At 59.2% G+C, this 13,024-nt stretch carries 13 protein-coding genes; 6 read left to right on the forward strand and 7 right to left on the reverse strand.

What is annotated here, in order from left to right:
- The first annotated feature begins 2 nt into the window (after positions 1–2).
- From livM to BK660_RS27070, 5 genes are all read left to right on the forward strand, one after another.
- Complete coding sequence (gene livM / locus BK660_RS27045; RefSeq protein WP_027921960.1) at positions 3–1,286, forward strand: high-affinity branched-chain amino acid ABC transporter permease LivM; 1,284 nt, start codon at positions 3–5, stop codon at positions 1,284–1,286.
- Entirely contained in the window at positions 1,283–2,158 is an 876-nt protein-coding gene (locus BK660_RS27050) for an ABC transporter ATP-binding protein (protein ID WP_123435909.1), read from the forward strand. The genes livM and BK660_RS27050 overlap by 4 nt, the downstream gene beginning before the upstream one ends.
- Positions 2,155–2,871, forward strand: a complete 717-nt coding sequence (locus tag BK660_RS27055; protein ID WP_027921958.1) for an ABC transporter ATP-binding protein — start codon at positions 2,155–2,157, stop codon at positions 2,869–2,871. Before BK660_RS27050 ends, BK660_RS27055 begins: the two co-directional genes overlap by 4 nt.
- A 293-nt stretch (positions 2,872–3,164) precedes the next feature.
- Complete coding sequence (locus BK660_RS27060; protein ID WP_185045227.1) at positions 3,165–3,479, forward strand: HdeA/HdeB family chaperone; 315 nt, start codon at positions 3,165–3,167, stop codon at positions 3,477–3,479.
- Between the two features lie 901 nt (positions 3,480–4,380).
- The gene (locus BK660_RS27070; protein ID WP_027921957.1) at positions 4,381–5,148 is read left to right on the forward strand and encodes an SDR family oxidoreductase; all 768 of its coding nucleotides are present in this window, start codon (positions 4,381–4,383) and stop codon (positions 5,146–5,148) included.
- Positions 5,149–5,242: 94 nt separating this feature from the next.
- Here BK660_RS27070 and BK660_RS27075 read toward each other — a convergent pair whose 3' ends face one another.
- The 7 genes from BK660_RS27075 to BK660_RS27110 form a co-directional block, all read right to left on the reverse strand.
- Entirely contained in the window at positions 5,243–6,370 is a 1,128-nt protein-coding gene (locus BK660_RS27075; RefSeq protein ID WP_123435912.1) for an AGE family epimerase/isomerase, read from the reverse strand.
- Positions 6,371–6,544: 174 nt separating this feature from the next.
- Positions 6,545–7,117 carry a HupE/UreJ family protein gene (locus tag BK660_RS27080; protein ID WP_123435913.1) on the reverse strand — a complete coding sequence of 191 codons (573 nt, stop codon included), beginning with the start codon at positions 7,115–7,117 and terminating at the stop codon, positions 6,545–6,547.
- Between the two features lie 29 nt (positions 7,118–7,146).
- Positions 7,147–7,761 carry an urease accessory protein UreG gene (gene ureG / locus BK660_RS27085; protein ID WP_007947546.1) on the reverse strand — a complete coding sequence of 205 codons (615 nt, stop codon included), beginning with the start codon at positions 7,759–7,761 and terminating at the stop codon, positions 7,147–7,149.
- A gap of 23 nt (positions 7,762–7,784) precedes the next feature.
- Positions 7,785–8,459 (reverse strand): urease accessory protein UreF, encoded by a 675-nt coding sequence (locus tag BK660_RS27090; RefSeq protein WP_123435914.1) that lies wholly within the window; start codon positions 8,457–8,459, stop codon positions 7,785–7,787.
- Entirely contained in the window at positions 8,456–8,956 is a 501-nt protein-coding gene (gene ureE / locus BK660_RS27095; RefSeq protein WP_123435915.1) for an urease accessory protein UreE, read from the reverse strand. The genes BK660_RS27090 and ureE overlap by 4 nt, the downstream gene beginning before the upstream one ends.
- Positions 8,957–9,225: 269 nt before the next feature.
- Positions 9,226–9,858 (reverse strand): TetR family transcriptional regulator, encoded by a 633-nt coding sequence (locus tag BK660_RS27105; protein ID WP_027921952.1) that lies wholly within the window; start codon positions 9,856–9,858, stop codon positions 9,226–9,228.
- A gap of 157 nt (positions 9,859–10,015) precedes the next feature.
- The gene (locus tag BK660_RS27110; protein WP_123435917.1) at positions 10,016–10,444 is read right to left on the reverse strand and encodes a hypothetical protein; all 429 of its coding nucleotides are present in this window, start codon (positions 10,442–10,444) and stop codon (positions 10,016–10,018) included.
- A 389-nt stretch (positions 10,445–10,833) separates the two neighbouring features.
- Here BK660_RS27110 and BK660_RS27115 point away from each other — a divergent pair, with 389 nt between their 5' ends.
- Positions 10,834–12,909 carry an AsmA family protein gene (locus BK660_RS27115; RefSeq protein ID WP_123435918.1) on the forward strand — a complete coding sequence of 692 codons (2,076 nt, stop codon included), beginning with the start codon at positions 10,834–10,836 and terminating at the stop codon, positions 12,907–12,909.
- The last annotated feature ends 115 nt before the right edge of the window (positions 12,910–13,024 follow it).

The following is a 13,024-nucleotide window of genomic DNA, read 5'->3' on the forward strand; positions in this document are numbered from 1 at the left end:
CGATGTCTTCAACCACTAAAAAAACCATTGATCTCAAAAGAAGCCTGGTTGACGCGATTCTTGCCGGCCTTGTAGCGCTCATCGTGTTTGGTCCGATTGTCGGCATTGTCCTCGACGGCTATGGCTTCAACCTGCAACCAACACGTGTGGCGTGGATTGTCGCCATCGTCATGGCGGGCCGTTTTGCCCTGAGCCTGTTCCTGCAAACACCCAAGGGTCTGAAAATTCTCGAAGGGTTTGAAACCACCGGCTCCGGGGTTCATGTACTGCCGCCCGATTACAAATCCCGGTTGCGCTGGATCATCCCGCTGATGATCGTCATTGCCGTGGTGTTTCCGTTTTTCTCCAACTCCTACCTGCTGGGCGTGGTCATCCTCGGGTTGATCTACGTGCTGCTCGGTCTGGGGCTGAACATCGTGGTCGGCCTGGCCGGCCTGCTCGACCTGGGTTACGTGGCGTTCTACGCCATCGGCGCCTATGGCCTGGCACTCGGTTACCAGTACCTCGGCCTGGGTTTCTGGACGGTGCTGCCGCTGGCGGCGATCACTGCCGGGCTTGCCGGGTGCATCCTCGGCTTCCCGGTGTTGCGTCTGCACGGTGACTACCTGGCCATCGTGACCCTGGGCTTCGGTGAAATCATCCGCCTGATCCTCAACAACTGGCTGTCGCTGACCGGTGGCCCTAACGGCATGCCGGCTCCGCTGCCAACGTTCTTCGGTCTGGAGTTCGGCAAGCGCGCGAAAGACGGTGGCATACCGTTCCACGAGTTCTTCGGCATCGCCTACAACCCCGACGTGAAGTACTACTTCATTTACGCGGTGTTGTTCATGGTTGTGCTGGCGGTGTTGTACATCAAGCATCGCTTGACCCGTATGCCGGTCGGCCGCGCCTGGGAAGCCTTGCGTGAAGACGAAATCGCCTGCCGCTCCATGGGCCTGAACCACGTGCTGGTGAAGCTCTCGGCCTTCACCATCGGCGCGTCGACGGCCGGTCTGGCTGGGGTGTTCTTCGCCACCTATCAAGGCTTCGTCAACCCGACCTCGTTTACCTTCTTTGAATCGGCCCTGATCCTCGCCATCGTGGTACTCGGCGGCATGGGCTCGACCATCGGCGTGGTGATTGCAGCCTTCGTGCTGACCGTCGCCCCGGAGCTGCTGCGTGGCTTCGCGGAATACCGCGTGCTGCTGTTCGGCATCCTGATGGTGTTGATGATGATCTGGCGACCGCGCGGCCTGATTCGGATCAGCCGTACCGGTGTGACCCCGCGTAAAGGAGTAGCGCCATGAGCGAAGTCGTACTCTCGGTCGAGAAGCTGATGATGCACTTTGGCGGCATCAAGGCATTGAATGATGTCAGCCTGCAGGTCAAACGCAATTCGATCTTCGCCCTGATCGGTCCTAACGGCGCCGGCAAGACGACGGTGTTCAACTGCCTGACCGGATTCTACAAAGCGTCCGGCGGCAAGATCGAGCTCAGCGTGCGTGGGGAAAAAACCAACGTCATCAAGCTGCTGGGCGAGTCGTTCAAACCGACCGACTTCGTCTCGCCGGCGTCCTTCGCCAGTCGGCTGTATTACAAGATGTTCGGCGGTACCCACCTGGTGAACCGTGCCGGCCTGGCGCGGACCTTCCAGAACATTCGCCTGTTCAAGGAAATGTCGGTGCTGGAAAACCTGCTGGTGGCCCAACACATGTGGGTCAACCGCAGCATGCTGGCCGGCATCCTCAACACCAAAGGCTACCGCAAGGCTGAAAGTGATGCGCTGGACCATGCCTTCTACTGGCTGGAAGTGGTGGACCTGGTGGATTGCGCCAACCGCCTCGCCGGCGAACTGTCCTACGGCCAGCAACGCCGTCTGGAAATCGCCCGGGCCATGTGCACCCGTCCGCAGATCATCTGCCTCGACGAACCGGCCGCCGGCCTCAACCCTCAGGAAACCGAAGCACTGAGCGCGATGATCCGGCTGCTGCGTGACGAGCACGATCTGACCGTGGTGCTGATCGAACACGACATGGGCATGGTGATGAGTATTTCCGACCACATCGTGGTACTGGACCACGGCATCGTCATCGCCGAAGGCGGCCCCGATGCGATCCGCAACGACCCGAAAGTGATTGCGGCCTACCTGGGCGCTGATGAAGAGGAAGTGGTGTTATGAGTCAACCGATCCTCGAACTCAAGGAACTGGACGTGTTTTACGGGCCGATCCAGGCCCTGAAGAAAGTCTCGCTGCACATCAATGAAGGTGAAACCGTCAGCCTGATCGGCTCCAACGGTGCCGGCAAGTCGACCCTGCTGATGTCGATCTTCGGTCAGCCGCGTGCGGCGGACGGGCAGATCATCTATCAGGGCGTGGACATCACCCACAAGTCGTCCCACTACATCGCGTCCAACGGCATCGCACAATCGCCGGAAGGCCGGCGGGTGTTCCCCGACATGACCGTCGAGGAAAACCTGCTGATGGGCACCATCCCTATCGGTGACAAGTACGCCAAGGAAGACATGCAACGCATGTTCGAGCTGTTCCCGCGACTTGAAGAGCGGCGCAACCAGCGGGCAATGACCATGTCCGGCGGCGAGCAGCAAATGCTCGCCATCGCCCGTGCGTTGATGAGCCGGCCGAAGCTGCTATTGCTCGACGAGCCGAGCTTGGGTCTGGCGCCGATCGTGGTGAAACAGATCTTCGCAACATTGCGCGAGCTGGCGAAAACCGGCATGACCATCTTCCTGGTCGAGCAGAACGCCAACCACGCGCTCAAGCTGTCGGACCGGGCGTATGTGATGGTCAACGGCGAGATCCGCCTCACGGGCACCGGCAAGGAGCTGCTGGTGAACGAGGAAGTGCGTAACGCTTATCTCGGCGGTCATTGAGTCTGTGGCGTTAAACAAAAGCCCCGGCGCGCAATCGCCGGGGCTTTTTTATGGCGGAAAGAGCAAGCGCAGTTATAACAAGTGCAGCGCTAATTAAGTTGTCAGTGCTGTCGCATTCATGAAGAAAGTCAGGTGGAAAAAATAGACATTGATACTGTGTCAGGCCGTCTATACTCAATCGGAATATGCTTGTAATAAAGCTGAATCTAAGTTCTTTATTTTTAGCGTTAATCAACAAGCAATTTTACTTCTTTATATAAGAAGTATTATCCAAGTCCCTGGAGATGTCGACGATGGCTCATAAAGTCTTTTACAAAATGGCGTTGGCTAGCTTGATTCTTTCCTCCGTCAGCGTCGTATATGCTGCATCCACTAACGCGGATAATATGACGTGTCAGGAATTCCTCGATGTAACTCCGAGTGCGCAGTCCCCTGTCCTGCTTTGGGTTACAACCGACGATACAATAAATTCAAACGGTGGCTCTTTCAAAAAGACAACCGTTGATGCAACGGTTCTTCCTCAAGTTGTAGCGTTGTGCAAGAAAAACCCAGAGAAAAAAGTATCCAGTTTTAAACAGGAAATTAAAAACCTATTCAATAAAATGTAATTGCATGTTCACGCGCTCGTCGACATTTTTGATGTCGGCGAGCGCCAAGCCAAGATTAATTTTTCTGTATAAAACCTATTAACCCGTTTGCCAGGTGAAGACTTGAATTCACAACCATTCCCTGTGGCAGCGAGCTTGCTCCGGGCGGCGTTCCGACGATGGCGGTGGGTCAGTGAAAAGCGTTCGGACTGACACTCCGCCATCATCAGCAGGTTCGCTCCCATAGGGCGTGCTGAGTGCTTTTTTGAAATTGTGGAAAACAATATTCACAAGCTCTGAAAGCGCGACATAAAGCCGCTGCAAATAGTTGTTTTGTCACGGTTTTGACTTGTCCCCGTTTGCTGTGGAACTGGCTGTGAATAACGTGGGAGTAGCTGGCTGGGCGCCTTTAAATCCGTGGCTTGTAGCGATGTGGTTATTTTTTGATCAGGCGTTTTTGCGTGGGGAGGAAGCGTCGTTGTCAACCTTTTTATTGGAGGCAAAAGCGAGGCGAAACGGGCAGGGCAAGCCTGTGGATAAGTCTGTGATCAAACTCTGGAAAGACTCGGCTGAGGGCCGTAGTTACTGGCTTGGCGCCATCGCTGCTCCGTAGGGCAAATCGTGCAAAATGCCCTGCGCTACACCGCGAGCATTCGAGGGTCAAGCGAAAAACTTTCAAAACTCCCCGCAAAGCCTTGTGCACAGCGGCTTCCAGCTTTTCCACTTGCCCCCGGAAACTGTGGACCGGCCTGTGGATAACATGCGCGTACATGGCTGCAGGCCACGGTGCGTAAGGCGTTCACCGGGTTGGTTGTTTTTTGTTCAGCTTTTGCCGTGGTTGCCGCTGTGAGCAAGGCCGGGCATGCTGCCAGCTGATTTTCTATTCCAAGGGCTGTCCGTCAGCCGAAGCAAGGAGAACACGATGTCCAACACCCTGTTTATTACCGGCGCGACCTCCGGTTTTGGTGAAGCCTGTGCCCGCCGTTTTGCCGAGGCTGGCTGGAAACTGGTGCTGACAGGCCGTCGTGAAGAGCGCCTGAATGCCCTGTGCGCCGAGTTGTCGAAGCAGACCGAGGTGCATGGCCTGGTGCTCGACGTGCGTGATCGCAAAGCCATGGAGGAAGCGATTGCCAACCTGCCGCCGTCCTTCGCCAAGTTGCGCGGGCTGATCAACAACGCCGGCCTGGCGCTCGGTGTGGACCCGGCACCCAAGTGCGATCTCGACGATTGGGACACCATGGTCGACACCAACATCAAAGGCCTGATGTACAGCACCCGTCTGCTGCTGCCGCGCCTGATTGCCCATGGTCGCGGCGCCGGCATCGTCAACCTTGGCTCTATCGCCGGCAACTATCCGTATCCGGGCAGCCATGTGTACGGCGCGAGCAAGGCGTTCGTTAAGCAGTTCTCGTTGAATCTGCGTTGCGACTTGCAAGGCACTGGCGTGCGCGTCAGCAACATCGAGCCGGGCCTGTGTGAAAGCGAGTTCTCGCTGGTGCGTTTTGCCGGTGACCAGGAACGTTACAACGCGACGTATGCGGGTGCCGAGCCGATCCAGCCGCAGGATATCGCCGAGACTATTTTCTGGGTGATGAATGCGCCGGCACACATCAACATCAATAGCCTTGAATTGATGCCGGTGAGCCAGACCTGGGCTGGTTTTTCGATCGAGCGTAATGCCAAGGCTTAAGACCGCGTAACGGCCATCGCGGGCAAGCCACGCTCCCACAGGTACAGTGTGATCTCTGTGGGAGCGTGGCTTGCCCGCGATAGCTATCTATCAGTCAGCGCAGATAGTCGAGCAGCCCGCGATAGCAGGTCGCCAAGTGATAAGGCGTCGTCGACGGCATGTCCTTGCGGCTCACTTCGCCTTTCTCATCGCGACACTCATACCAGCCGCCCGCATGCAGAAAACGCTGTTGCAGCGCCTGCAATTGACGCTGCACAGAGGCCTCGCTGTCGGGCCGCAAGGTCAGGGCGCGCAGGTATTCAGCCTGGGCCCAGATGCGCTGGGTGGCATCCTTTGCAGATCCCTCCAGAACGAGCATCGCCACCACGGCACCCGTCTGCGGATCGACACCCATCTGCTCGGTCAGCGCAAATGCACGATCAAGCGAAGCATGTAATGCCGAGCCTCGCAGCAACGGTGAAGACTCCAACAGGAAATACCACTCGAACTGATGCCCCGGTTCAAACCAGTTATCCACAGCCCCCAGCGGCTTCTCCATCAACACGCTCAGTTGCGGGTCGATGAAGCGCTTCTGCATGCCTGTGCATAAGTCGACGAGCGCACGCTGCACAGCGGCGTCTTCACGCACCGACAGGGTGGCGAGGAAGGCTTCGGCCAGGTGCATCAGAGGATTTTGCAGTGGCCCGGAATTCAGCGAGGACCAGTCACGGTCGAGGCTGGCTTCGTACAGACCGTCGCCTGTCGCGAAACGCTGAGCGATCACTTCCAGCGCAGCATTGAGCACCGATTCCACCAGCGGTTCGCGAACCTTGTCCCAGTAATGGGCACAGGCGAACAGGATGAACGCGTGGGTGTAAAGGTCTTTGCGCGGGTCGAGTGGAACGCCTTGCGGGTCGATGCTGTAGAACCAGCCGCCGTGTTCGGCATCGTGGAAATGCTGCTGCAGAGAACGGAACAACGCGGCGGCACGCTCTTGGGCGCCCGGCACCTGGCCGATCAGGCTTGAGAAAAGATACAGCTGCCGTGCGCAGGCCATGGCCCGGTAGCGTTGAGGCGGCAGCGGCTGATGCTCCGAATCCAGTGCTTCATACGGCAACGCCAGGTCGGCATTCCAGCCGGGGCCTTGCCAGAGCGGCACGATCACGTCCTGGAAGTGCTGTTGCACCGAGGCGAACAGGGCGGTCAATTCAGGCTGGGAGGCGGAGCGGGAAACAGGCGGCATTGGCTGGCGTCGTCACGGCAGGGTTGATTGCGCGACATGTTAGCAGGCCTGAGAGATGCGGTGTCTGTCAGGCCGCCTTCGCGAGCAGGCTCGCTCCCACACTGGAGCTGTGCATACAGAACAAATGTGGGAGCGAGCCTGCTCGCGAAGAGGCCATCACAGGCGATAAAGAAATCAGCCCGCCAACAACCACACACCAGTCGCCGCCGACGCCGCGCCCGCCACTCGAACCAGCGGAGCAGCCGCTTGCGGCAACCCACGAACAACCGCATAACCCAACCCATGCAACGCCGCTGTCGCCGCCACAAAACCGGCCGCATAGGCCCAAGGGCTCGACATGTCGGGCAACTCCAGCCCATGCGCCACACCATGCAACAGCGCAAACAACGCCGTCGCCGCCATCGCTACGCTTAACGGCGGACGCACCACCAACGCCACCGCGAGGCCCAGCGCCAACACCGACGCCGCAATCCCGCCTTCCAGCGCCGGCAGGTTCAGCCCTTCAAACCCCAGCAATCCGCCAATCAGCATGGTGCCGACAAACGTACACGGCAGCGCCCAGCGCGCCGCCCCTTTTTGCTGCGCTGCCCACAAGCCGACGGCAACCATCGCCAGCAAGTGATCGAGGCCTCCAATCGGGTGGCTGATGCCGGCGATCAAGCCGTTGTCGCCGTGACCGGGATGGGCGAAGGCGATGGCTGGGGTCAGCAGCAGGGCCACGGCGCCCAGAATACGTTTCAGTGTCATGGATAAGCTTCCTTGTTGATAAGTCGTGGTCAGGCCGCGGTCAGCAGGCCCTGGCGTTCGATGAAGGCGATGATCTCTTCAAGGCCCAGACCGGTTTTCTGGTTGCTGAAGACAAACGGTTTGCCGTTGCGCATACGCTTGGTGTCGCTGTCCATCATCTCCAGCGATGCGCCTACCAATGGCGCGAGGTCGACTTTGTTGATCACCAGCAGATCGGATTTGCAGATGCCGGGCCCGCCCTTGCGCGGCAGTTTGTCGCCGGCCGAAACGTCAATCACGTAGATGGTCAGGTCGGACAGTTCAGGGCTGAAGGTTGCCGAGAGATTGTCGCCACCGGACTCCACCAGAATCAGGTCCAGACCCGGAAAGCGGCGGTTCAGTTGATCCACGGCTTCGAGGTTGATCGAGGCGTCTTCGCGGATCGCCGTGTGCGGGCAGCCGCCGGTTTCCACGCCGATGATCCGTTCAGGCGCCAGGGCTTCGTTGCGTACCAGAAAGTCGGCGTCTTCGCGGGTGTAGATGTCGTTGGTGACGACGGCCAGGTTGTAGCGCTCGCGCAGGGCCAGGCATAAGGCCAGGGTCAACGCGGTTTTACCGGAACCGACCGGGCCGCCGATGCCGACGCGCAGGGGTTGTGTGTTCATGTGGTTCTCCAAGTTAAAAGGCCCTAGGAACGGAACAGACGGCTGTACTGGCGCTCATGGGCCATGCAGGCCAGGGACAGACCAAACGCGGCGCTGCCGTAGTGTTCGGGGTGGATTCGGGTGGCGTCCTGCTGGGCTTGTTGCAGCAGCGGCAGCAGTTCGCTGGTCAGGCGTTGCGCGGCTTGCTGGCCCAGCGGCAGGGTTTTCATCAGCACCGCCAACTGGTTTTCCAGCCAGCTCCAGAGCCATGCGGCCAGCGCATCCTGTGGACTGATTCCCCAGGCCCGGGCGGCCAGCGCCCAGCCGAGGGCCAGATGCGGTTCGGGGCGTTGTTCGAGGAAGGCGCGGGCGGGGGCGTCGAGTTCCGGTAAACCGGTGAGCAGTTGTTGCAAGGAGTAGCCCATCTGCCGGCTCTCTTGATGCAATTCGCGGGTTTCCCGACTGGCCCGATGTTCTTCGCAGCGTTGCTGCAATTCGGCCCAGTTTTCCTCCGCGGCGGCCACGCAATGGGCGAGCAGCAGCGGCGCTTCGAACCGCGCCAGGTTCAGCAACAATTGATCGCTGATCCAGCGTCGCGCGCCATCTGCATCGCTCACCCGGCCGTTATCCACCGCCATTTCCAGACCTTGGGAATAGCTGTAGCCGCCAATTGGCAACTGCGGACTGGCCAGGCGCAGCAGCGCCCAGGCCGGGTTCATAAGCGGACGCCGAACTGGTGCAGTTTCGGTGGGTAATTGAAATCTTCGTCGCCATGCCGCGAATGGTGATGGCCGCCGCCATAGGCGCCGTGCTCCGGCTGGAACGGCGCTTCGATGTTTTCGACCTTGGCCTCCAGCTGTTCGAGCATGGCTTTGAGCACGTAATCGTCGAGCAGGCGCAGCCAGCCGTCACCGATTTGCAGGGCAACATGGCGGTTGCCGAGGTGATAGGCGGCGCGGGTCAATTCGAAGGCATTGGCGCAGGTGACGTGGAGCAATTGTTCGGGGCGGGCGCAGACACGCACGATGCGCCCGTCTTCGGCTTGCAGGCACTCGCCGTCATACAGGGGCGGCTGACCGCGCTCCAAAAACAACCCGACGTCTTCACCTTCGGCACTGAAACAGCGCAAACGGCTTTTACTCCGGGCTTCGAAGGTCAGGTGCAATTCTGCGGCCCAGACGGGTTGAGGGTCGATTCTGCGATGAATCACCAGCATCGGAAGGCTTCCAGCAATGGGCAATGCTCAGGCTAGAGCAAGGGGCTTGCCAATTGGGCGATACGTAGGAAATGCCTGTCGGAGCTTAGTGGGTGTTTCTGGATGTTGCAGAAAGTTGGCTGAAATTGGTGCGGGGAAGGCTGTGGTGCACCAATTTGCAGCGAAGCAATTCCCCTGTGGGAGCGGGCTTGCTCGCGAAAGCGCCGACACATCCAATAAATCTACTGACTGACACTCCGCTTTCGCGAGCAAGCCCGCTCCCACAGGGGTTATTCGGTGCTACCCAAACCTTGCCAGTGTTTGAGGCCGATGAAGATGAAGCGCAGTTGCTGCGTGATTTTCGCTTGCGGCGTCAGATGCTCCGGTAGCGCTTCGGCGGGCGGATCAATGATGTCCGGCAGTGTCGCGAACACACTTTTTACAATCAGGTCCGCCATCACGCTCAACCCGGCAATGTCCAGATGCTGCAGCTTTGGCATCAACGACAAGTCTGCCGCCAAATCCGAACTGATGTCCTCACGCAACCGCCCGATCGCCAACCGCACGGGCAGCGATCCGCCATATTGCTCGCGGGCAAGAAACAGAAATTGCGAACGATTGGCGCTGACCACGTCGAGAAAGATCCGCACCGAGGCATCAATGATGCCGCCCATGACGAATTCGTTATGGCGCACCAGGCGAATGGTTTCGCGGAAGGTCTGGCCGACTTCGCTCACCAGTACCAGGCCCAGTTCGTCCATATCGGCGAAATGCCGGTAGAAACCGGTGGGCACGATGCCGGCGGTTTTCGCCACTTCGCGCAGACTGAGGCTGCCGAATCCTCGGCCACACTCCATCAGGTGACGGGCAGCGTCCATCAGGGCGTTGCGGGTTTGTTGTTTCTGTTCGGCGCGGGGCAGCATCGCAAGGGTGTTTTCTGGACAGGACAGCGGCGCACTCTAGCAAATCGGCTTCGCTGGCGTCGAACGACTATCGGGGGGCAGGCGGGGAATTGCGGCTTCTCTATAAGTCAAAAGCCCAATCCGGGGATTGGGCTTTTTTTCAGGGCGGCCATGAGGCTTAGCTCAAAGCGCTGTTGCGTTCGATCACACGGTCACCACCACCTTCAGCCAGGGTTTGGCCTTGTGGGGTACGGTCGGAACCGTCGGCAGCGAGGGTTTGGCCTTGTGGAGTGCGATCGGAACCGTCGGCAGCCAGGGTTTGGCCTTGTGGAGTACGCTCGGAACCGTCGGCAGCCAGGGTTTGACCTTGTGGGGTGCGATCCGAGCCATCTTGAGTGATCAGGCCTTTTTCTTTCAGGCGATCGTTACCGCCTTCGGCAAGGGTCTGGCCTTGTGGAGTGCGCTCGGAACCATCGGCGGCGACGGTTTGGCTGAACACCGAGTGACTGTCTTTGACTTGCGGAGTGGCCTGATCAGCGGCTGGCAGAGCGAAAGCGGTGCTGGCTAGCATCGAGAGGGTCAGACTAAGCAGTAATTGGCGTTTCATGATGGGTTGCTCCTTGGGAGGGCGATAAAGTGGGTACGAGGGCAATGCTACTCTCGATAAGTCGATATGAAAGTTCATAAACGCAATGGTAATAATCAACAGAATTGATTGTTCTGCTGGAGCGCTCTAGAACGGGCCTTTCCGGCGAGTGTTTTTGCACTGGAGTGGGTAGTTTCGACTCACTAGCGCCGCACAACAGTGCGGGTGGCGGTAACACCGTTTGGAGCGCGCAGAGTGATCGCGGGGGATTATTTGAACGTTAATAGGCTTTTCGGTTAAACCTGCGCGGCTTTTCCCAGTCCTAGCTGTCATGGCAGGCCGGTTCTGGCCTAACGTTTCATACGTGCGTCGCAGTCAGGGCGCTCAGTCGTATTCAGGAGTCCTGTGCAATGACGCGCACCCCCAAAATTTTTGCCTGGGTCTTTGCCAGTCTGGTGATTCTGCTGGCGATACTCGTGCTGATCATCGTGTTCTTCGATTGGAACCGGATCAAACCTACGATCAACACCAAGGTCTCCGAAGAGCTGCACCGAGCGTTTGCTATCAATGGCAACCTCGCGGTGATCTGGCAGCGCGAGCCTGACGAGGGTGGCTGGCGGGCCTGGGTGCCGTGGCCGCATGTGGTGGCCGAAGACCTGAGCCTCGGCAACCCGGACTGGTCGAAACAACCGCAGATGGTCACCCTCAAGCGCGTCGAGCTGCGTATTTCGCCGCTGGCCCTGCTGGCGCAGCGGGTAGTGATCCCGCGCATCGACTTGACCGAACCGAACGCGCAGCTCCAGCGTTTGGCCGATGGCCGCGCCAACTGGACCTTCAAATTCGACCCGAAAGACCCCAACGCCGAACCGTCGAACTGGGTGGTCGATATCGGCGCCATCGGCTTCGACAAGGGCCACGTCACCCTTGACGACCAGCACCTGAAGACGCAGCTCGATGTGCTCATCGATCCGCTGGGCAAGCCGATTCCGTTCAGCGACATCGTCGGTGACAAAGCCGCGAAAAGCGCCCTTGAGAAGGGTGCTGCGCCTCAGGACTACGCCTTCGCCCTCAAGGTCAAAGGCCAATACCACGCGCAGAAACTCGAAGGCTCTGGAAAGATCGGCGGCTTGTTGGCCCTGCAGGATGCGGCCAAACCGTTCCCGCTGCAGGCGCAGCTAAAGATTGCCGATACCAGCGTCGAACTGGCCGGCACCCTGACCGATCCGCTGAACCTCGGCGCGCTGGACCTGCGACTGAAACTGGCCGGCACCAGCCTCGGCAATCTGTATCCGTTGACCGGCGTCACACTGCCGGATACGCCGCCGTACGCCACCGACGGGCATTTGATTGCCAAGCTGCATGAGCCCGGTGGCGCGGTGTTCCGCTATGAAGAATTCAACGGCAAGATCGGCGAGAGTGACATTCATGGCAGCCTGGCGTACGTCGCCAGTCAGCCAAGGCCGAAGCTCAGTGGATCGTTGCTCTCCAACCAACTGTTGTTTGCCGACCTCGCACCGCTGATCGGTGCCGATTCCAATGCCAAGCAAAAGGCCCGCGGCGCTGACAGCCAGCAGCCGGCGGACAAAGTGTTGCCGGTCGAAGAGTTCAAGACCGAGCGCTGGCGTGAAATGGACGCTGACGTTGAATTCACCGGCAAGCGCATCGTCCACAGCGAAAAACTGCCGTTCACCGACCTCTATACGCATTTGGTGCTGACCGACGGCCAACTCAGCCTCGAACCCCTGCGCTTTGGCGTGGCGGGCGGCAATCTGGAAGCGCAGATTCGCTTGAATGGCCGGACTGAACCGCTGGAAGGACAGGCCAAACTCACAGCGCGCAAGTTCAAACTCAAGCAACTGTTCCCGACCTTCGAACCGATGAAAACCAGTTTCGGCGAGCTCAACGGCGACGCCGACATCTCCGGGCGCGGCAACTCGGTGGCCAAGCTGTTGGGCAGTGCCAACGGCAATCTGAAATTGCTGATCAATGACGGCGCGATCAGCCGCGAGCTGATGGAGCTGGCCGGGCTCAACGTCGGTAACTACGTGGTCGGCAAAATCTTTGGCGACAAGGAAGTGAAGATCAATTGCGCGGCGGCCGACTTCGATATCAAGACCGGGCTCGCCAACACGCGCCTGTTCGTCTTCGATACCGAGAACGCGATCATCTACATCGATGGCACCGCGAACATGGCGACCGAACAACTGGACCTGACCATTACGCCGGAGTCGAAGGGCTGGCGCCTGATTTCGCTGCGCTCGCCTCTATACGTGCGGGGCAAGTTCATCAAGCCGGACGCGGGGGTGAAAGCCGTGCCGCTGATGCTGCGCGGGGCGGGGATGGTGGCGTTGGGCGTGATTGCCGCGCCGGCGGCCGGGTTGCTGGCGCTGGTGGCACCGAGTGGGGGGGAGCCGAACCAGTGTGCGCCGTTGCTGGAGCAGATGAAGGCGGGCAAGGCGCCTGTGACGGTCAAGCCCACCAAGTAAATGCGGCGTCAATGAAGACGCCTTCGCGAGCAAGTCGAATCGTCGCACCGCCGCTCCCACATTTCACCGAGTTCCTCCAGATGGAATACGGTCGAATGTGGGAGCGGGCTTGCTC

Source organism: Pseudomonas brassicacearum (assembly GCF_003732265.1).
Classification (GTDB): domain Bacteria; phylum Pseudomonadota; class Gammaproteobacteria; order Pseudomonadales; family Pseudomonadaceae; genus Aquipseudomonas; species Aquipseudomonas brassicacearum_D.

Coding starts and splice junctions, on each gene's coding strand:
- BK660_RS27070 (WP_027921957.1), top strand. CDS start 4,381: ATGTCCAACACCCTGTTTATTACCGGCGCGACCTCCGGTTTTGGTGAA.
- BK660_RS27050 (WP_123435909.1), top strand. CDS start 1,283: ATGAGCGAAGTCGTACTCTCGGTCGAGAAGCTGATGATGCACTTTGGC.
- BK660_RS27080 (WP_123435913.1), bottom strand. CDS start 7,117: ATGACACTGAAACGTATTCTGGGCGCCGTGGCCCTGCTGCTGACCCCA.
- BK660_RS27075 (WP_123435912.1), bottom strand. CDS start 6,370: ATGCCGCCTGTTTCCCGCTCCGCCTCCCAGCCTGAATTGACCGCCCTG.
- BK660_RS27055 (WP_027921958.1), top strand. CDS start 2,155: ATGAGTCAACCGATCCTCGAACTCAAGGAACTGGACGTGTTTTACGGG.
- ureG (WP_007947546.1), bottom strand. CDS start 7,761: ATGAACACACAACCCCTGCGCGTCGGCATCGGCGGCCCGGTCGGTTCC.
- BK660_RS27090 (WP_123435914.1), bottom strand. CDS start 8,459: ATGAACCCGGCCTGGGCGCTGCTGCGCCTGGCCAGTCCGCAGTTGCCA.
- BK660_RS27060 (WP_185045227.1), top strand. CDS start 3,165: ATGGCTCATAAAGTCTTTTACAAAATGGCGTTGGCTAGCTTGATTCTT.
- BK660_RS27115 (WP_123435918.1), top strand. CDS start 10,834: ATGACGCGCACCCCCAAAATTTTTGCCTGGGTCTTTGCCAGTCTGGTG.
- BK660_RS27105 (WP_027921952.1), bottom strand. CDS start 9,858: ATGCTGCCCCGCGCCGAACAGAAACAACAAACCCGCAACGCCCTGATG.
- livM (WP_027921960.1), top strand. CDS start 3: ATGTCTTCAACCACTAAAAAAACCATTGATCTCAAAAGAAGCCTGGTT.
- ureE (WP_123435915.1), bottom strand. CDS start 8,956: ATGCTGGTGATTCATCGCAGAATCGACCCTCAACCCGTCTGGGCCGCA.
- BK660_RS27110 (WP_123435917.1), bottom strand. CDS start 10,444: ATGAAACGCCAATTACTGCTTAGTCTGACCCTCTCGATGCTAGCCAGC.